17 protein-coding genes are annotated in these 19384 nt (G+C 71.7%); 9 read left to right on the top strand and 8 right to left on the bottom strand.

Annotated features, from left to right (window positions below; translation table 11 throughout):
* Positions 1–75 precede the first annotated feature (75 nt).
* On the top strand, positions 76–1407 hold the full coding sequence (locus tag OG303_RS28095; protein ID WP_405871775.1) for a hypothetical protein: 1332 nt from the start codon (positions 76–78) through the stop codon (positions 1405–1407).
* Positions 1408–1417: 10 nt separating this feature from the next.
* Here OG303_RS28095 and OG303_RS28100 read toward each other — a convergent pair whose 3' ends face one another.
* Positions 1418–2590: a thiolase C-terminal domain-containing protein gene (locus tag OG303_RS28100; protein WP_405871777.1), complete on the bottom strand. Its 1173-nt coding sequence runs from the start codon at positions 2588–2590 to the stop codon at positions 1418–1420.
* 94 nt (positions 2591–2684) lie between these two features.
* Between OG303_RS28100 and OG303_RS28105 the strand changes: the two genes are divergently transcribed.
* Positions 2685–3923 (top strand): acyl-CoA dehydrogenase family protein, encoded by a 1239-nt coding sequence (locus tag OG303_RS28105; protein ID WP_405871779.1) that lies wholly within the window; start codon positions 2685–2687, stop codon positions 3921–3923.
* A complete protein-coding gene (locus OG303_RS28110; RefSeq protein ID WP_405871780.1) occupies positions 3920–4390 on the top strand; it encodes a nitroreductase family deazaflavin-dependent oxidoreductase in 471 nt (156 codons plus the stop codon). Before OG303_RS28105 ends, OG303_RS28110 begins: the two co-directional genes overlap by 4 nt.
* 3 nt (positions 4391–4393) lie before the next feature.
* On the opposite strand, the gene OG303_RS28115 is transcribed toward OG303_RS28110, so the two are convergent.
* Positions 4394–5014, bottom strand: a complete 621-nt coding sequence (locus OG303_RS28115; RefSeq protein ID WP_405871781.1) for a LysE family translocator — start codon at positions 5012–5014, stop codon at positions 4394–4396.
* Between the two features lie 82 nt (positions 5015–5096).
* On the opposite strand from OG303_RS28115, the gene OG303_RS28120 reads away from it, so the two are divergent.
* Positions 5097–5564, top strand: coding sequence for an Lrp/AsnC family transcriptional regulator (locus tag OG303_RS28120; RefSeq protein ID WP_405871783.1), 468 nt, complete (start codon positions 5097–5099; stop codon positions 5562–5564).
* 76 nt (positions 5565–5640) lie between these two features.
* Here OG303_RS28120 and OG303_RS28125 read toward each other — a convergent pair whose 3' ends face one another.
* On the bottom strand, positions 5641–6276 hold the full coding sequence (locus tag OG303_RS28125; RefSeq protein ID WP_405877516.1) for a TetR family transcriptional regulator: 636 nt from the start codon (positions 6274–6276) through the stop codon (positions 5641–5643).
* 133 nt (positions 6277–6409) lie between these two features.
* Between OG303_RS28125 and OG303_RS28130 the strand changes: the two genes are divergently transcribed.
* From OG303_RS28130 to OG303_RS28140, 3 genes are all read left to right on the top strand, one after another.
* A complete protein-coding gene (locus OG303_RS28130) occupies positions 6410–7159 on the top strand; it encodes a VOC family protein (protein WP_405871785.1) in 750 nt (249 codons plus the stop codon).
* A 169-nt stretch (positions 7160–7328) separates the two neighbouring features.
* Complete coding sequence (locus tag OG303_RS28135) at positions 7329–9677, top strand: PQQ-binding-like beta-propeller repeat protein (RefSeq protein ID WP_405871786.1); 2349 nt, start codon at positions 7329–7331, stop codon at positions 9675–9677.
* Between the two features lie 180 nt (positions 9678–9857).
* Positions 9858–10436 (top strand): hypothetical protein, encoded by a 579-nt coding sequence (locus OG303_RS28140; protein ID WP_405871787.1) that lies wholly within the window; start codon positions 9858–9860, stop codon positions 10434–10436.
* Between the two features lie 9 nt (positions 10437–10445).
* Here OG303_RS28140 and OG303_RS28145 read toward each other — a convergent pair whose 3' ends face one another.
* From OG303_RS28145 to OG303_RS28155, 3 genes are read right to left on the bottom strand one after another with little or no spacing between them, the layout of a single operon-like run.
* A complete protein-coding gene (locus OG303_RS28145; RefSeq protein WP_405871789.1) occupies positions 10446–11225 on the bottom strand; it encodes an enoyl-CoA hydratase/isomerase family protein in 780 nt (259 codons plus the stop codon).
* Positions 11222–11638 (bottom strand): Zn-ribbon domain-containing OB-fold protein, encoded by a 417-nt coding sequence (locus OG303_RS28150; protein ID WP_405871790.1) that lies wholly within the window; start codon positions 11636–11638, stop codon positions 11222–11224. The genes OG303_RS28145 and OG303_RS28150 overlap by 4 nt, the downstream gene beginning before the upstream one ends.
* Before the next feature lie 6 nt (positions 11639–11644).
* Positions 11645–12799, bottom strand: a complete 1155-nt coding sequence (locus OG303_RS28155; protein WP_405871791.1) for a lipid-transfer protein — start codon at positions 12797–12799, stop codon at positions 11645–11647.
* Between the two features lie 92 nt (positions 12800–12891).
* Here OG303_RS28155 and OG303_RS28160 point away from each other — a divergent pair, with 92 nt between their 5' ends.
* Positions 12892–14451 carry a FadD3 family acyl-CoA ligase gene (locus OG303_RS28160; protein WP_405871792.1) on the top strand — a complete coding sequence of 520 codons (1560 nt, stop codon included), beginning with the start codon at positions 12892–12894 and terminating at the stop codon, positions 14449–14451.
* A 79-nt stretch (positions 14452–14530) separates the two neighbouring features.
* Here the strand turns inward: OG303_RS28160 and OG303_RS28165 are convergent, their stop codons facing one another.
* On the bottom strand, positions 14531–14716 hold the full coding sequence (locus OG303_RS28165; protein WP_405871793.1) for a hypothetical protein: 186 nt from the start codon (positions 14714–14716) through the stop codon (positions 14531–14533).
* 219 nt (positions 14717–14935) lie between these two features.
* Positions 14936–17890, bottom strand: coding sequence for a BTAD domain-containing putative transcriptional regulator (locus OG303_RS28170; RefSeq protein ID WP_405871795.1), 2955 nt, complete (start codon positions 17888–17890; stop codon positions 14936–14938).
* Between the two features lie 209 nt (positions 17891–18099).
* Between OG303_RS28170 and OG303_RS28175 the strand changes: the two genes are divergently transcribed.
* On the top strand, positions 18100–19344 hold the full coding sequence (locus OG303_RS28175) for an amidohydrolase family protein (RefSeq protein ID WP_405871797.1): 1245 nt from the start codon (positions 18100–18102) through the stop codon (positions 19342–19344).
* The last annotated feature ends 40 nt before the right edge of the window (positions 19345–19384 follow it).

Genomic DNA, 19384 nt, shown 5'->3' on the forward strand with positions numbered 1-19384 from the left:
GGTAGTAACGCCCGTTGCGCGGTGAGGTGTTCCCCCGTCCACGGGGCGGCCCGGGGCGGCGGTAGGTTGACCCACGTGTTGAGACGCTCGGTCTGCGCGGTGGTCACCGGTGTCGTGCTCGCGGCTCTCGCCTCCTGCAGTGTCGAGACCCCGAACCCGGCCCCGGCCACGCCCTCGATCACCGCGCCCCACACCTTCTACCTGCGCCCCGACGGCGACAAGTCCGGCCCGCACGACAAGGAGCCCTTCCACCTGCTCGCCGCCGACGATCCGGGAGAGGGCGTGCGCACGCTCACCGCGGACGTGCTGCCCGGTGCGGAAGGCGCCGTCCGTCTGCGCAGGAGCGGGGACTGCAAGGGCAGCTCCACGCATGTGGTCTGTGAGGTCGGGGCCGAGTACGACAACTGGTCCGACAGCCCCCGTGTCTCGCCGGTCGCCGCCAAGGGCAGCAAGGCCGGCGACAAGGGCACCGTCCGCTTCACGTACACCACGAAGAAGGGCCAGAAGCTCACCGCCCGCACCCGGGCCGTCGTGGGTGAGCCGGTGGTCGAGGTGCTGACCCCCACGTACCTCAAGGGCGTCCGCCCCGGCGCCGAGATGAGCGAGCCCGTCGTCGTCCGCAACACGGGTGAGGTACCGGTCAAGGGTCTCGGACTCGAACTCAGCGCCAACAACATGGAGTTCGTGGACGAGTACGCCAACTGCCGTTATCCGGGCTTCTCCCACGGTCACGTCGCGGTGTGCACCTTTCCTGACCTCCGGATCGGCCCGGGCGAGGCCGTCGTGCTCCGCCCCACCCTGAAGCTGCGCGCCTCGAAGACGGACATGTACACCTCGTTCGGTCATGACGTCTGGCCGCTGGACATGGGGCCGGGGCAGTACGGCAGCTACCAGAAGGGCGGCGACCACGGCGACGGCCCGACCCTCGTGGCCGAACCGGTCAAGGCCACGAAGGGCACCTACATCAAGGGCGGCGGAAGTACCTACGTGGTCCTGGACTCCCACGCCGACTACGAGGTCTTCGGCGTCGACCTGCACGGCTCCCCCGGCACCAAGCGCAGCTTCGACCTGACCGTCCGCAACAACGGCCCCGCCGACGGCGGCTCCTCCACACGGCTGATCTTCGAACCGCCGCTCGGCATGACGATGGTGAAGCAGCCGATGGACGAGTACGACGACGGCGTCTACGAGCCCTACTGCAAGAGCAACGGCTACACCTACACCTGCGACATCGGCGCGCTGAAGCCGGGCAGGTCCCGCACGTTCGAGTTCACCGTGCGACTGGGCGAACCGGGCAGGGGCAGGCTGAGCCTCCAGGACAAAGAGCCGACCAGCAGCGCCTGGTACGTCGGTCGCCAGGACCCGGATCCGGCCAACGACGAGGCCGTGATCACCGTCCGCAGGTGACGTCCGCGGCTCACCCCCGGCCCAGCACCACCGTCCCCGAGGAACAGAACCAGCCCCCGGTACCGGACGCCACCCCCAGCCGCGGCAACTCCCCGTCCCGTCCCCGCACTTGCCGTGCCCCGGCCTCCCCGCGCAACTGCCGCACCGCCTCCACGAGCAGGAACAGCCCCCGCATTCCCGGGTGTTGGGCCGACAGCCCGCCGCCGTCCGTGTTCACCGGCAGCTCCCCGCCCTCGACCCTGAGCCGCCCCTTCTCCACGAACGCCCCGCCCTCCCCCTTCCCGCAGAACCCGAGATCCTCCAGCGTCACCAGGGTCATGTACGTGAAGGCGTCGTAGATCTGCGCGAAGTCCATCTCCTCCGCCCGTACTCCCGCCCGCCCGAACGCCAGCCGCCCGCTCACCGCCGCCGGCGACACCGTGAAGTCCTCCCACTCCGACATCGCGGCGTGCGAGACGTGCTCCCCGGTGCCGAGCACCCAGACCGGAGCGGTACGGCAGTCCCGTACGAACTCCTCGGCCGCCAGGAGCACCGCCGCCCCGCCGTCGGAACGGATGCAGCAGTGCAGCTTGGTGAACGGGTCGGCGATCATTGGGCCGTCGAGCACGTCGTCCACCGTGATGGGGGTGCGGAACATCGCGTCCGGGTTCAGGGCCGCGTTCGCCCTGGCCTGTACGGCCACGGATGCCAACTGCTCGATCGTCGTGCCGTGTTCGACCATGTGGCGGCGGGCCGCCATCGCGTACTTGGCGATGAGCGTGTGGCCGTAGGGGACCTCGAACTGGAGCGGGCCGCGCGCGCCGAAGGAGAGGTTGCCGGTGCGGCGGCCCGCCCTGATGTCCGCGCGGGCGGTCGAGCCGTAGACCAGCAGCACCGCGTTCGCGTGCCCGGCGGCTATCGCGTCCGCCGCGTGGGCTGCCATCACCTCCCACGTCGAGCCCCCGACCGCCGTCGAGTCGACCCAGGTGGGGCGCAGGCCCAGATACTCGGCCACCTCGACGGGTGGCAGCGTGCCGAGCCCGGCGGACGCGAACCCGTCCACCACCTCGCGGCCGAGCCCCGCGTCGGACAGCGCGCGGCGGGCCGCCTGGGCGTGCAGGGCGTACGGGGTCGCGTCGTCCACGCGGCCGCAGTCGGAGAGGGCCACGCCGACCACGGCGACTTTCCGGCTCCCGGGAGTCATGAGAGGTCTCCTGCCTCTGTGCATATCGCTTCGACCCTCCTAATATGACGGACCGTCAGATCCCGAGGAAGAGGTAGCCAGGGAAGAGGTAGCCATGGATGCCGGCTTCACCGCGGAGCAGGACGAGATCCGCCGCACCCTGCGCGAACTGCTCCACAAACGCTGCGGCCCCGAGGAGTTGCGCGCCGCCCTCGACACCCCCGCCGGGTACGACCCGGTCCTGTGGAGCGCGCTCTCCGACCAGCTCGGCCTGCCCGGACTCGCCCTCCCGGAGGCGTACGGCGGGGTCGGCTGCTCGGTGACCGAACTCGCCCTGGCGGCTGAGGAGACGGGTCGTGCCCTCGCCCCTTCGCCCTTCCTCGCCACGGCTGTTCTCGCCGCACCCCTGATCCTCGCCCTCGGCACCGAGGCCCAGCGCGCCGCCCTGCTGCCCCGTATCGCCGCGGGCGCGCTCACCGCCGCGCTCGCGGTCCCGGGCACGGCCCTCGGCACCGCCCTCGCCCTCACCGGTACGGGTGACGGCGACTGGGCGGGCGGGGGCCGGGCGGGGGGCGTGCAGGCCAGGCGGGCGGGGGACGGCTGGCGGCTGTACGGGCAGGTCGACCAGGTGCTGGATGGGCACAGCGCCGAACTCCTGGTGGTCGCCGCGCACACCGGCGGTTTCGCCCGCTCGCGGACCCTCTTCTTCCTCGTGACGGGGGACGTGGCCGGGCTCGTCCGGGTACGGCAGACCGCGCTGGACGCGACCCGGCCGCAGGCGCGCGTCCAACTGCGGGACGTGGAGGCGCGGTTGCTGGGGGAGGAGGGGCCCGATGCGGCGGGTGCGCTCGCGGCTCTCGGTGATTCCGTGGCCGCCGTCCTCGCGTGCGAGGCCGTCGGGGCCGCCGGCCATGCGCTGGAACGGACCGTCGAACACGTCAAGCAGCGCGAGCAGTTCGGCCGGGCCATCGGGTCCTTCCAGGCCGTGAAGCACCGGCTGGCCGATGTGTACGTCCAGGTCCAGGCCGCGCGTTCGGCCGCCTACTTCGCGGCGTGGGGCGCCGCCCATGAATCAGGAGGTGCGGCGCGAAGCGCCTCCTTGGAAGGGCGGTGGCGGGAGACGGGCGGGCGGGTGGGCGGGCTCGCCCTCGCGCAGGGACTGGAGGCGTTGCGCGGTGCCGCCGCCGAGGGGATCCAGTTTCACGGCGGCATCGGGTTCACCTGGGAACACGAGGCCCATCTGTTCTTCAAGCGTGCCTCCGGCGACGAGTTGCTGTTCGGGCCGGTGCACCGGTTGCGGGCGCACGCGGCCGACGCGGCGCGGCTCTTCGAGGGCCGGGAGGTGGCGGTGTGATCGGCGAACGCGTGGTGCAGAAGGTGTCCTCGACCAGGGGCTTCGCCAAGGTGGCCCCGCATCTCGTGCCGGTGCTCGACCGTGCCGTCCACCGCCTCACCCGCGGCAGGGTCCTGCTCAGCGCGCAGATGCTGCCGGGCGTGATCCTGACCTCGATCGGTGCGAGGAGCGGGCAGGCCCGCCGTACTCCCCTCGCCTGCATGCCCGAGGACGGCGGACGCGGCTGGATCCTCATCGGCTCCAACTTCGGCCGTACCGACCACCCCGCCTGGACCCACAACCTTCTGGCCCACCCCGACGCCGAGGTCAACTGGAAGGGTGCGGACATCCCCGTCACGGCCCGGCTGCTGGAGGGTGAGGAACGGGCCGCGGTCTGGAGGGCGGCACTGGCCTTCTGGCCCCCGTACGCGACGTATCAGGCCCGGGTGGAGCGGGAGATACGGCTCTTCAGGATCGTACGGCGATAGTCCCTACAGCGTCCCCAGGCGCTGGACCAGCAAGAACGCACCGATCCCCAGCATCGCCGCCCCCGACGTGCGCGTCACCGCGCGGGCCGCGGTCGGGCGGGTGCCCAGGACGGCGCGGGCCGCGATGCCGACCGTGAGGTAGACGGCGGCGCAGCACGCCATGTGGAGCAGGCCCAGGGTGGCGGTCTGGACGGGAACGGACGGGCCGCCCCGGGTGGTCAGGAACTGCGGCAGGACCGAGAGGTAGAGCAGCAGGCCCTTGGGGTTCAGGCCGCTGATCGTCGCGCCCCGGAGAAAGACACGGCCCGCGGAGGTCTCGGCGGGCCCGTCCGTCTCGCCCGGGACGCCGGGGCGGCGCAGCACCCCCCACCCCAGCCACACCAGATACCCGGCGCCCGCCACCGTCAGCGCCGTGAGAAGTCGCGGCTCGCCCGCGACCAGCACCGCGAGCCCCGCCACCGCCAGCACCGTGTGCAGGGCGTACCCGGCCACCAGCCCTCCCACCGCCCACGCCACCGAGCGGCCGCGCAGGCCGGCCGAGATCGCGTACGCCCAGTCGGCGCCCGGTACGCACACCAGCAGCAGGTCGACGGCGAGGAAGGAAAGAAGGGTTCCCGAGTTCATGGTGGGGACATTAGGCGCGGATGGCCCGAAAGTGTTTCTGTATTTTGTCCATGATCGCGGATCTGGTGGAAGGATTTACCCCATGGACGACGTTGACCGGAAAATCCTTGCCGAGCTGCAGCAGGACGGGCGGCTGACCGTGACCGAGCTGGCCGCGCGGGTGCGGCTGAGCGTCTCGCCGTGCCACCGGCGGCTGCGGGAGCTGGAGCGGTCGGGGGCGATCAGCGGGTATCGCGCCGTGGTGGACCCGGCGGCCGTGGGGCTGACCTTCGAGGCGCTGGTCTTCGTGTCCATGCGGCAGGAGGACCGGGAGACGGTCGCCGAGTTCGAGCGGGCGCTCGGGGAGGTGGCGGAGGTGCTGGAGGCGCAGCGGCTGTTCGGGGAGCCCGACTATCTGCTGCGGGTCGTCGCCGCCGATCTCGCCGCCTACCAGCGGCTGTACGACGAGCGGCTCGCCACGCTGCCGGGCGTGCAGCGGCTGACCTCCACGCTGGTGATGAAGCACGTCGTCAAGGACCGGCCGCTGCCCGCACAGCACAGCAGGCGGTGACCCACGGGACTTGGCCGCGAACCACCGCCTGCGAGACAGGACTTGGGAGCTGGAAAGGTGTGTGCCGGCGCTCCGGCTACTTCGTCGGCTTCTTGCCGGTCACGCCCAGATGCACCAACAGTGCGAGATTCGGCTTGAGTTCAGCCTGCTTCACGCCCCACGTCTGGAACCCCTTCTGGTGCGAGGCGACGGCCGCGAGCATCGCGACCAGCGAACCGGCGACCGCCGCGGGGTTGACGTCCTTGTCGACCCTGCCCTTGGCCTGCAGTTCGGCGACCGAATCCACAAGGGAGTTGTTCACGGAGTTGAGGATCTTCATGCGGATCTTGTAGAAGCGCTTGTCGCCCTCGGCCGCACCGAGGTCGACGACGCGCAGGATCGCGTCGTTCCTGCGCCAGAACTCCAGGAATCCGTCCACGAGTTCCTGCGCGGTCTGCCAACCTGCCTTGCCGACCCACGACCGTCCCTCGAGCAGCTCGGTCAACCCGGCGCCCTCGGTGGCCATTTGCTCGGCGATCTCCAGGACGGCGCCTTCGACGTCCGGGAAGTACTGGTAGAAGGTGGCGGGCGAAGTGCCCGCCTTCCGGGCGACATCGATGACTTTGACGTCCCGGTAGGGGGAGGAGCTGAGCATCTCGCTGAGGCAGTCGAGCAGCTTCTGCCGGGTCGCCTGCCCACGCCGGCCGGCCACGCGGCCGTCGACGGTACGCACTTGTCCTGTCATGCCGTCAGCTTACCGAGGGGTGATCGGAGCGCGATTCGGCCGACTGCAAATGGGGTGCATGAGTGCCAGGAGGCGGGTGTGCAGGTCTGCGGGGTGCGTGCGACGCCGTTAGTTTGGCGTTATGGCCGAAAACAGGGCATCCGCGTACGGAGAGGGCGTCCCCTGCTGGGTGGACGCGCAGCTTTCCGATGTGGAGGCGGGCAAGCGGTTCTACGGTGAGCTCTTCGGGTGGACCTTCGAGGACGACCCGGAGAAGTACGGCGGCTACGCGTGGGCCCGCCTCCAGGGGGAGCCCGTCGCCGCGCTGGTGCGCAAGACGGACGGGCGGCTGCCCACCGTGTGGACCGTGTACTTCGCGACGCCGGACGCCGAGGCGCTGGCCGACCGGGTCTGGGCGGCCGGCGGACAGGTCGTGACGGCGCCGACGCCGGCCGCCGACCTGGGCACGGCCGCGCTGGTCACCGACCCGGAGGGCGCCGTCTTCGGCCTCTGGGAGCCGGGCCGCCACTCCGGCTTCGGCAGGCGGCACGAGACCGGCACCTTCGTCTGGGCCGAGCTGTACGCCCGCGACACCGTGGCCGCCGACGCCTTCTACGCCGACCTCTTCCACGACGCCCTGTTCGGGCCGGACGCCAGGCCCGACTTCGGCCGGGCGGCCGTCTCGGACGTCTTTCCGGCCGAGATGCCGCCCCACTTCCTCGTCCACTTCGGCGTCGACGACTGCGAGGCCGTGCTCGGGACGGTGAATCGTCTCGGCGGTCGGATCCAGGCGCCACCATTCGAGACGTCGTACGGAAGGGTGGCCGTCGTCACCGACAATCAAGGGGCGTCGTTCGCGCTTCTGGAGCGACGGAAACAGACCGAGCAGTGAAACGTACCGTTTTGGGGTGAGGCATCCCGACTTTCTCCCGGGTTCGCAACCAGTGCCCGGGACAGGAAGAATCGGGGTGCGTGCCGCCATGGCGGTGCGGTGGTGAGACGCTGCACGGGGTCGCGTACATATGTGGCTGGCGCGGCCCGTACGGGGAGGTGGCAGGCAAGTGGTGGATCAGCTGACACAGCACGATCCGCGGCGTATCGGTCCGTTCGAGGTGCTGGGACGGCTCGGTGCCGGCGGCATGGGGCTGGTCTATCTCGCGCGCTCGGCGTCCGGCCGGCGCGTGGCGATCAAGACGGTCCGTACGGAGCTCGCCGAGGACCAGCTGTTCCGCGTCCGCTTCTCGCGCGAGGTCGAGGCCGCTCGGGCGGTCTCCGGCTTCTACACGGCGGCCGTGGTCGACGCCGACGCGCGCGCCGCGGTGCCGTGGCTGGCCACCGCGTACGTCCCCGCGCCCTCCCTCGAAGAGATAGTGAACGAGTGCGGGCCGCTCCCGGCCCAGGCGGTGCGCTGGCTCGCGGCGGGTGTCGCGGAGGCGCTGCAGTCCATTCACGGCGCGGGTCTCGTTCACCGCGACCTGAAGCCCTCGAACGTCCTCGTCGTCGAGGACGGCCCCCGGGTCATCGACTTCGGTATCGCGTCCGGCGTCTCGAACACGCGTTTGACGATGACGAACGTGGCGGTGGGCACGCCCGCCTACATGTCGCCGGAGCAGGCGAAGGACTCCAGGAGCGTGACCGGCGCGAGCGACGTCTTCTCGCTCGGTTCGATGCTCGTCTTCGCCGCGACCGGCCACCCGCCCTTCCACGGCGCCAACCCGGTCGAGACGGTCTTCATGCTGCTGCGGGAGGGCCCGGACCTGGAGGGTCTCCCGGAAGAGCTGCGCCCGCTGATCGAATCCCTCATGCAGATGGAGGCCACCGGCCGCCCCAACCCGGCCGACCTCCAGGCCCAGCTGGCCCCCCACCTCTTCGGCTCGGGCTCCGACGACAGTGGTACGGCGTCGGCCTGGCTGCCCGAGCGTGCGGTGAGCCTGATCGAGGGGCGCCGCAACGGACGTCCGCCGGCGAAACCGGGGCAGGGCGGCGGCCGCAGCGGTGGCGGCGCGCGTCCTGCTCCTCTGCCGCCCCCGCCCTCGCACGACCCCGTGGTACCGGCGTCGCCGGTACCCGTCGGCGCCCCCGACACCGGCCCCGTCCGCCTCGCCGGCGCCCAGGTGCCCATCGGGCCCGGGCCGCGGGTCTCCGACGTCCGTGCCGCCGCCGTGAAGGCGCCCCCGCCGGAGGCCGCACTGGCCGCCTCCTGGTCCAAGGCGCGCCCCGGCGTCAACGGCGCCGACCCCGTCGTACCCCCGCCGCTGCCGGTGGCCCCGGAGGCCGCGGCGGGCTGGCGCCCCTGGCGTTTCCGCATGTCGAACGACGTGTGGGGCACCCCGTCCGTCGCCGGCGACCTCGTCTACGTCACTTCCTTCGAGGTCCACGCCCTGGACGTGGCCACCGGCCGCCGCCGCTTCAAGACGCGGGACGTCGCCTGGTCGATGGCGGTCGCGGACGGCCGTATCCACGCCTCCGACGGGCCGACGCTGTTCGCCCTGGACTGCCGTGAGGGCGCCGACCTGTGGCGGCTGTCCACGGACGCCTGGGTGTACTCGCTCCAGGCCGACCGCGGCACGGTCGTCACCGGCACGCGCGGCGGCGGCGTCCAGGCCTGGGAGGCGTCCGGCGGGCAGAAGCTGTGGGAGATCGGCGGGGCGCAGAGCGACTTCGAGTCCCCGGAGGCGGGGCCGGTCGTCCACGAGGGCACGGTGTACGTCTGGCAGGACGCCCGGCTGCGCGCCCTGGACGCCCGCACGGGCGACGAGCGCTGGTCGTACCCGATCGGCGACGCGGCCTCCTGCGGCGGGGTGCCGGTGCGGGTGACGCACGCGCCGGACGGCTACGCGTACGTGGCGGCGGGCACGCGGGTCCTGGCCATCGACGCGGCGAACGGCCACGTGAGGTGGCACTTCGAGGCCCCCGCCGTCTTCCTCTGTCCGCCCGCCTTCGTGCCGGGTCCCGCGGTGGCCGGCGGCGGGATCTACCTGGCCGACTACCTCGGCACGGTCTACGCCCTCGACGCGACCGACGGCCGCGACCGCTGGCGTATCGCCACCGAGTCCCGGGCGTCGATCGAGCCGGTCCTGGTGGCCGCCGGGCACGTCCACGTGGGCAGCGGCAAGGGGCTGTACACCCTGGACGCGGTCACCGGCACACCCAAGTGGCGCTTCCAGTCGGGCGGCGACATCGTGGGCTCCCCGGCGGTCGCGGACGGCCGTATCCACTTCGGGTCCACGGACCACCTGCTGTACACGCTGAAGGCCGACGACGGACGGCTGCGCTGGAAGCTCGCGACCGGCGGCGAGATCACCGGGTCGCCGGTGGTCAAGGACGGCGTCGTGTACGCGTGCAGCAAGGACCGGTGCGTGTATGCGCTGGACGCGGAGAAGGGCACGGGGACGGCCCGGACCGCGTAGGCGCGGCTTCCGCGGCTCCTTCGGGGTTCTTCGGCTTCCTCGGCTTCCTCGGTGTGACGGCCGTCGTACGGGTTCACGGAAAGGGCCGGACGGCGGCCGTCCCGGCCGACGCTACGCCGGGTACGCGGCGGTCGCTACGCAGTGACAGGGCCGTGACAGGTGATCGCTAGGGTGTCGGGCATGAAGACACGGGGGCGCAGTCTCAAGTTCACGGCTGTCATCGCGCTGGTGGTCCTGGCGCTGACCGGGTTCTCCACGGGACGGCATCACAGCAGCCGGCACGGGAGCAGCAGCGGCGGCGGGTGCAGCAGTTCCCGCCAGGATCACGACAGTTCGTCGTCGTCGACGACGTCCGGGGGCGGATCGTACGGCGGCAGCACGTACGACGACGATGACGACACCTATGGCAGCAGCGGGAGCAGCAGGAGCGGCGGGAGCTCGTACACCCGCCGGCCCACGCACCGCTCCACCTCCAGCGCGTCGAGCAGTGGTCTGCGGGACGGGACCGCGACGCTGGTGAGCTGTGCGACCGCGAAGAAGCCCTATGCGACGGTCGAGGTCGCGAACCCGAACGGCCGCGCGGGCACCTTCTCCGTCGACGTCACCTTCAAGGACGCCGGGGACAACGAGGTCGACTTCAACTACGAGGACGTCAAGGTCCCGGCGAACGGCAGGGCGACCGTCCGGGTGCCCGTGCTCGGCACCTCCACGGCGGTGGACCACTGCGAGGTCGACCCCCGGGCCACCCCCGCGGGCTGACCACCGTCCTCACCGCGTCCGGTGTCCGCCGCTCTTGCGGGCGGCGAACAGTTCGGCCTGCCGTTCGGCGGGCAGATTCCCCAGCGAGATGAGATGCGGCGCCTGCGCGTACGCCTGCGCGCGCGCCGCCTCTTTGACCGCCCACAGCGCTCGCACGGTGCCCTGGACGCCCTCGACCGGATACCCGGCGAGAACGGTCGCGCAGGCCACGGCCGCCGCCAACGCCCCGCCGGGCTCGGTGAGTTCGGAGACGAGTCCGATGTCGTACGCCCGTCGGGCCCCGATCCGTTCCGCCGTGCCCATGAGCATCATCCGGGCGGCCTCCCCGTACGGCATCCGCTGCGCCATGAGCACGGACTCGTAGGCGCTGACCATGCCGTAGGTGGTGTGCGGGTCGAAGAAGGAGGCGGTGGTGTCGGCGGTCAGGAAGTCGCTCTCGCCGAGCAGGTAGAAGGCGCCTCCGCAGGCCATGCCCCGCACGGCGGCGATCACCGGCTTCCAGAGGTCGTTGGACTTCGGGCCGACGTGCAGGAGCGGATCGTCCGCCATGTAGGGGGAGTTGGGCTGCGGAACGTCGGCGTCCCGGTCCAGGCCGGTGCTGAACGCCCGCTCGCCCGCGCCGGTCAGTACGACGGCGCGCACCGAGTCGTCGAACCGCAACTGCCGCCAGCACTCCCGCAGTTCGTCCCGCATGGCGAGGTCGATGGCGTTGAGCCGCTCGGGCCGGTCGAGGGTGACGACCGCGACGCCGGTGTCCTTGTCGGCCGTGAGGCGGACGGCGGTCGTCATGGGCGCTCCAGAACCCACTGCGGGAGACCCTCGCCGTCGAAGACCACCTGCACCTTGGCGCCGATCCGGATGCGCTCACGGGGGACGGAGTCGAGACGTGCGCCGGCCTCGGCGACCAGGTTGCCGACCATGCGGATGCGGGGCGCCTCGGTGAGCTCGACGACGATCACGTTGTACGGCGCCTGTTCCGCGTAGTCGGGCAGCAGGGGCGGGTGCGGGAGGACGTACGACCAGATGCGTCCGTGGCCGTCGACCCGGCGCCACTCGCTCTCGAAGGACTGGCAGTGGGGGCAGCACGGGCGGGGCGGGAAGCGGAGTTCGCCGCAGGCGGCGCAGGCCTGGACGCGCAGTTCGCCCTGGCGCGCGTAGCCCCAGAAGGGGGCGCCGTCGGTGTCGGTGACGGGGGTCAGCATGGTGGCTCAACTCCTGTTCGTCAGCAGCAGGGCGGACGTCGGGACTCCCTCGCCGGCGGTGACCAGGCAGGTGGCGGCGTCCGGGACCTGGGCGGTGCTGGTGCCCCGGAGCTGCTTCACGCCTTCGTTGATGAGGTTGAACCCGTGGACGTAGGCCTCACTGAGCCCGCCGCCACTGGTGTTCATGGGCAGCCGCCCGCCGATCTCCAGGGCCCCGTGTTCGGTGAACGCCCCGCCCTCGCCCCGGCCGCAGAAGCCGTAGCCCTCCAGGGAGAGCGGGATGAGCGCCGTGAACGCGTCGTAGATCTGGGCGACGTCCACGTCCTGGGGCGTGAAGTCCGCGTGTTTCCACAGGTGTCGGGCGGCGGTCCAGGCGGGACCGGTGAGCGGGTCGTCGTTCCAGTAGTTGACCATGCCGTGGTGCTGGGCGGGCAGGCCCTGGGCGGCGGAGTGGACGTAGACGGGCGGCCGCCGGCAGTCGCGCGCCCGCTCCCTGGACACGACCACACAGGCCAACGCCCCGTCCGTCTCCAGGCAGTTGTCGAAGAGGCACAGGGGCTCGCTGATCCAGCGGGAGGTCATGTACATCTCGCGGGTCAGGGGCCGCTCGTACATGACGGCGGCGGGATTCTGGTTGGCCCTGTTCCGGCAGGCGAGGGCGACGTGGAAGAGGTGGTCGCGGGTGGCGCCGTACTCGTGCATGTAGCGGCGGGTGAGCATGGCGATCTCGTCGGCGGGGCGGAGCAGGCCGAAGGGGCGGGTCCACTGGGCGGGGGTGGGGAGTTGGCGGGTGGTGTTCGTCCAGGGTCTGGCCCCCGAGCCGCGCTTGCGCGACCGCCAGGCGACGCCGACGGTGGCCTGACCGGCGGCGATGGCGGCGGCGAGATGCGCGACCGTGGCGCAGGAACCCCCGCCCCCGTAACCGACTTTGCTGAAGAAGGTCAGATCCCCGAAGCCGACGGCTTTCGCCAGCTCGACCTCGTCGGTCTCCTCCATGGTGTACGAGGCGAGGGCGTCGACCTCGCCGGGCGCGATGCCGGCGTCGTCGAGGGCGGCGAGGACGGCGCGGCAGGCCAGGGCCCGTTCGTCCTCGGGGAGTTGCTTGGCGAAGGCGGTCTGCCCTATGCCGACGATCGCGGTGGCGTCCTTGATTCCGGCCATGCTGGGGGACCTCCGCATGGTGACGGGGCGGCTGACAGGGCGTCAGGCTACAGCTAATCTGACGGTCAGTCAGCTATCGGTAGGGGGCTGTTGTGCGCGGTGACGTGGAGTGGGGCAGCATTCCGGGACTCGTCCGCTCGGCGGCCGAGCGGTACGCCGACGCCGAGGCGGTGGTGGAGGGCCGTACCCGGATCTCGTACGCCGAGTTGGGCGCCCGCGTCGAACGGTCGGCGGCGGCCTGCATCGCCACGGGCGTCTGTCCCGGCGACCGGGTCGCGATCTGGGCCCCGAACACGCTGGACTGGATCGTGGCGGCGCTCGGCGCGGTGTCGGCCGGGGCGGTGCTCGTGCCGATCAACACGCGCTTCAAGGGAGTTGAGGCGGCGGACGTGCTGCGCAGGAGCGGGGCCCGGCTGCTGTTCGTGACGGGGACGTTCCTGGGGACGTCGTACGTGGCCTCGCTGCGGCGGGCGGTCGCGGACGGGCCGGGGCTGCCCGCGCTGGAGCAGGTGGTGGTGCTGTCGGACGACGCGCCCGAGGACTACCGCACGTGGAAGGACTTCCTGGCGGGCGGGGACGCGGTGGGCGCGGCCGAGGTGCGGGCGCGCTCGGCGGCGGTGGACGGATCCTGGCCGTCGGACATCGTCTTCACGTCCGGCACGACGGGCCGTCCCAAGGGTGCCGTGATCACCCATGCGCAGACGCTCAGGGCGTACGAGATCTGGTGCGATCTCGCGGGATTGCGGCGGGGCGACCGCTATCTGATCGTCAACCCCTTCTTCCACACCTTCGGTTACAAGGCCGGGGTCCTGGCCTGTCTGATGCGCGGCGCGACGATGATTCCCCAGCCGGTGTTCAACATCGACACGGCCCTGGCCAACATCGCCGCGGAACGGGTGTCGGTGCTGCCGGGGCCGCCGACCCTCCACCAGTCCCTGCTGGACCACCCCTCCCGCGACCTGCACGACCTCTCGGAGCTGCGGCTGGTGGTGACGGGCGCGGCGGTGGTGCCGCTCAGGCTGGTGGAGCGGCTGCGCGGGGAGCTGGGCGTGGACACGGTCCTGACGGCGTACGGCCTCTCGGAGGCCAGCGGCATCGTGACGATGTGCCGGCGCGGCGACGACCCGACGGTGATCGCCGCGACGTCCGGGCGCGCGATACCGGGCACGCAGGTGCGGGTCGAGGCACCGCTCGGCGAGCCCGGCGAGGTCCTGGTCCGCGGCTTCAACGTCATGGGGGGCTACTACGAGGACCGGGCGGCCACCGCACAGACGCTGACCGCGGACGGCTGGCTGCGGACCGGGGACGTCGGCGTGCTGGACGAGGCGGGCAACCTGAGAATCACCGACCGCATCAAGGACATGTTCATCGTCGGCGGCTTCAACGCGTACCCGGCGGAGATAGAGCAACTCCTCGGCCTGCACCCCGATGTGGCCGACGTCGCGGTGATCGGCGTACCGGATCCACGGCTCGGTGAGGTCGGGAAGGCGTACGTGGTGCGGCGCGCGGGCGCGGTGCTCACGGGCGACGACCTGATCGCCTGGGCCCGGCGGGAGATGGCGAACTACAAGGTGCCGAGGGTGGTGGAGTTCGTCCGGGAGCTGCCGCGGAACGCGAGCGGGAAGGTGGTGAAGGGGGAGTTGCGGGGGTGAGCGGGCCCGGCTCCGGACACACATCGGCCGCGGTGGCTCCCCCTCCGAGCCACCGCGGCCGTTCCCCGTGCGTGGAGGCTTACGACTTCGTCGGCTTGAACGGCTCCGACGTGGCGTGCAGGTCCTTGGTCTCCAGGGGCTCGTCGGTGGCGTGCAGGTCGTCCGTCGTCACGGGCTCGTCGGTGGCGTGCAGGTCCTGCGTCGTCACCTCGCCGTCCGTGGTGGACGTGGCGTGCAGGTCCTCCGGCTTGAGCTCGTCGCTCATGGTCGTCAACTCCCCTTGGATGGATCACGTTGCTGGATCGGCAGGGCCCGCCCGGTCACTCCCCCGAGGGTGGCCGGACGGGCCCTTCTGGGGCGCTCACCCTAGTAAGTCGGTGCGAGAGCCTCGGCAGTGACCCGTCTGCCCCCCGACGCGACGGATCGACTGGGTTGAGCATGGCGCGAGGCGATAAACGAATGATGAACGCCTCGTCCCGGTCGGTCAGGCCGCGCGTACGGGCGTCAGCAGGGCCCGTACCTCCGCGGCCTCCGGGGAGCCCAACTCCTCGTAGATGGCCACGGCTTCCTGCCAGCAGACCTGCGCCCGGCCGGTCTGGCCGATGCCGCCGAGGGCGCGGCCCAGGACGGTGAGGACGTTGCCCCGCCGCCACTCCCCGCCGATGCCGCGCAACACGGTCAGCGCCATCTCGGCGTTGGTCGCGGCCCGCGCCGGGCGCCGGGCGGCGAGGTCGACCTCGGCCAGGCGGAACAGGCTCATGCCCTCCCAGAGGCGCTGGCGGCTGTCCCGGAACACGTCCAGGGCCTCGTGCAGCCGGGCGGTCGCGGAGTCCAGCTCGCCGCTCTGCGTGAGCGCCAGACCGAGCGCGTACCGGGCGTTCGCGCCACGCATGGAGTTGCCCATGGCGTCGTAGATGCCGATGCCCTCCTGGGCCAGCGCGACCGCGCTGTTCGTCCGGCCGGTGGCGAGGTGGATGCGGGACAGGTTGCACAGGGCGCTCGCCTCGCCGGGACGGTCTCCCAGCGTGCGGAAGTGCTCGATGGCCTGGGAGAGGTGCTCCTCGCCGTCCTCGTGGCGGTTCTGGTAGAGCGCGATGATGCCGCGTGCGTTTCGGGTCCAGCAGACCGGGAGGAGGTCGTCCGCCTCCTGTGCGAGGAGTGTGGCGCGCTCGGCCTCCTGATCCGCCTGCTCGAAACGGCCGCTCACGTGATGGACGTTCACCAAGGTCGTCAGGGCACGCGCCTCGGCCCGCGGAATGCCGAGCAGCCGGGACGACTCCAGCAGGGCTTCGGCGGTCGCCTCGTACCCCTTGGAGTTGGCCCCCGACTCGGACAGGTCGTGCGCGGCCCAGAGCAGGTCGATGGCCCGCGCGAGGGTCTCCGGGCGGCCCGCGGACTGCGTGACGCAGGCCAGGAGGCAGATCGCCTCCGCGTACAACCAGTCCTGAGCCGCATGCCGGTCGTCGAAGGTCAGGCCCGGGTAGCCGGTCGGTTCCAGGTGGTCGACCAGACGGTCGCCCGGGCGTTCGATCGCGTACACCCCGGCCGCCGTGGCCAGGTAGAAGTCCAGCAGGCGCGACAGGGCCGCATCCCGCTCGCTCGGCGGCCACTCGTCCCGTTCGGCGCAGGCACGCGCGTAGAGCCGGACCAGGTCGTGGTAGCGGTAGCGGCCGGGGGCCGCCGACTCCAGCAGGGAGGTGTCGACGAGGGACTCGAGCAGGTCCTCCGTCTCCTCCGTCGGAAGGTCCAGCATCGCGGCGGCCGCCGCCACGGACATGTCCGGGCCGTCCGCCAGGCCCAGCAGCCGGAACGCCCGTGCCTGGGCCGGCTCCAGCTGGCCGTAGCCCAGTTCGAAGGTCGCCTTGACCGCCAGGTCGCCGGCCTGCAGTTCGTCCAGGCGGCGGCGTTCGTCCGCCAGCTTGGCGGCGAGGACGGAGACGGTCCAGGTGCGGCGGGCCGCCAGGCGGGAGGCCGCGATGCGGATCGCGAGGGGCAGGAAGCCGCATGCCGCGACCACGTCCAGGGCCGCCTTGCGCTCGCTCGCCACCCTCTCCTCGCCCACGATCTTCGTGAACAGCGACAGCGCCTCGTCCGGCGACATCACGTCCAGGTCGACCAGGTGGGCCCCGGCCAGGTCCACCATGCGCACCCGCGAGGTCACCAGGGCCGCGCAGCCCTCCGTGCCGGGGAGCAGGGGCCGGATCTGGGCCGCGTCCCGGGCGTTGTCCAGCAGCACCAGCACCCGGCGGCCGTCCAGGACCGAGCGGTACAGCGCCGAGCGTTCCTCCAGGGAGTCCGGGATCGCCGAGTCCGCCGTGCCCAGCGCGCGCAGGAAGGACCCGAGGACCGTCTCCGGTTCCGCCGACCTCGCCCCCGCGCCCTGCAGGTCGACGTACAACTGCCCGTCCGGGAAGGCGGACCGGGCCCGGTGCGCGACGTGCACGGCGAGCGTCGTCTTGCCCACGCCCCCGATTCCGGCGAGCGCCGACACCGCCATCACCCGGCCCTCCGCCGAGGCCAGCACCTCGCCCAGCTCGGCCACGAAGGCCGTACGGCCCGTGAAGTCCGGGACGGTGGCCGGGAGTTGCGCCGGGCGGACCGGGACGGCGGCGGGCTCGGCGACCGGCGCCGACGGTTCCGCGAGGCCCGGGTCCGCCTGGAGGATCCGCTGCTGGAGCTCACGCAGTCCGGGCCGCGGGTCCACCCCCAGCTCGTCCGCCAGCAGCCGTCGCGTGTCCGCGTACACCGCGAGCGCTTCCGCCTGGCGGCCGCTGCGGTACAGCGCCAGCATCAGCAGCTCGCGCAGCCGCTCCCGCAGGGGGTGCGCGGCCGTCAGGGCGGTCAGTTCCGACACCGCCTCCGCGTGGCAGCCCTGTTCCAGGTCCATGTCCAGGCGGGACTCCAGCAGCGTCAGGCGCCACTCCTCGAGACGCACCCGCTGCGCCTCCGCGTACGGGCCCGGCACACCGGCCAGCACCTCGCCGTCCCACAGCGCCAGCGCCCGGCCCAGGACGTCCCGCGCATGGCACAGATCCCCGGCGGCCCGCGCCTTCTCCGCCTCGGCCGCCCACTCCTGCGCCACCGCCAGGTCCAGCGCGCCCTCGCCGAGCCCGCGCACCGCGTACCCGCCGGACTCGCTCACCAGGACCCCGGGGTCCAGCACCTTCCGCAGCCGGGAGGCGTACGTCCGCACCGCGGCGAGGGCCTGCGACGGCGGCTCCTCGCCCCATAGCGCGTCGATCAGCTCGGCGGCGGTCGCGGTGCGGCCCTCGCGCAGCAGCAGGGCGGCGAGCAGGGCACGTTGCTGCGGGGAGCCGGTGCTGAGCTGCTCCTCCCCACGTCGGGCCCGTACCGGACCGAGCACGCCGAAACTCAGCGCGGCAGGCTCCGCCGCGGAGCCGGCGCGCCTCTGCTCCGGCACTCGCGGTACACCGTCCATCGCCGTCCCCCTAGACACAGTGAGCAACTCCGTCAGTTTGCCTTGTTCATGGCGGATGCGTCAGCTGTGGAGAGCGCGCTCACAGCCAGACGCGCGGTATATCACAACGTCCTCACCTGGTCTTCGCACACTTCCGATCAGATCCGAGCGGTAAGAAGCCCCCAACCGCATAGCTGACGGACCGTCAGATCAGCGCTACCGTGGCGGCCATGGACACCCAACCCACCGCGCAGGCGGCGTTTCCGCTGATCATCTCCGTGGACGACCACACCGTCGAACCCCCGAACGTCTGGCAGGACCGCCTTCCGAAGAAGTACCTGGACACCGGACCGCGCACAGTGCGCGCACCGCTGAAGGAAATGTCCTTCCTGGGCGGCCGGTTCAAGCCAGTCATGGGCCGGCCCGGCGACGACGGCCCCCTCGGTGACTGGTGGATCTACGAGGACCTGCAGCGTCCCCTCACCAGGCTGGACACGGCGGTCGGCTACAGCAGGGACGAGATCAAGCTCGAGGTCATCACCTACGAGCAGATGCGGCCCGGTTCGTACGACGTGCCGCAGCGCCTCGCCGACATGGACGTCAACCACGTCCAGTCCGCCGTCTGTTTCCCGACCTTCCCCCGCTTCTGCGGCCAGACCTTCACCGAGGCCAAGGACCACGAGCTGGGCCTGCTCTGCGTGCAGGCCTACAACGACTGGATGGTGGAGGAATGGTGCGGTCGGCAGGCGCAGGGCCGGCTCATACCGCTGACCCTGATCCCCCTCTGGGACGCCGAGTTGGCGGCGGCGGAGGTGCGGCGCAACGCGGCCCGCGGCGTCCGCGCGGTCGCCTTCTCCGAGATACCCCCGCACCTCGGCCTCCCGTCCGTCCACACCGACGACTGGGACCCTTTCCTCGCCGCGTGCGACGAGACCGGCACCGTCATCGCCATGCACATCGGCTCCAGCAGCCGGATGCCGTCGACGTCGAAGGACGCCCCGCCCGCGGTCGGTTCGACCATCACCTTCGCCAACTGCTGTTTCTCGATGGTGGACTGGCTGATGAGCGGCAAGTTCGAGCGCTTCCCCCACCTGAAGGTGATGTACGCGGAAGGCCAGATCGGCTGGATCCCGTACATCCTCGAACGCGCCGACGTCGTCTGGGAGGAGAACCGCGGCTGGGGCGGCGTGGCCGACAAGGTGCACCGCCCGCCGTCCGAGCTGTTCGCCGAGCACGTCTACGGCTGCTTCTTCGACGACGCCTTCGGACTGAAGAACCTCGACGCGATCGGCGTCGGGAACGTCCTCTACGAGACCGACTACCCGCACTCCGACTCGACCTGGCCCAAGTCCCGCGAGGTCGGCGAGGCCCAGATGGGGCACCTGGAGGCGGACGTGGTGGAGCGGATCGTTCGGCGCAACGCCATCGAGTTGCTGGGTCTCACAGAGGACGGGCTGTGGCCGGGCGCGAAGTGAACTCGGGGCCTGCGAATTCCGAACCGGCGCATTCCCAACC

The organism is Streptomyces sp. NBC_00005, from assembly GCF_045160215.1.
Taxonomy (GTDB): domain Bacteria; phylum Actinomycetota; class Actinomycetes; order Streptomycetales; family Streptomycetaceae; genus Streptomyces.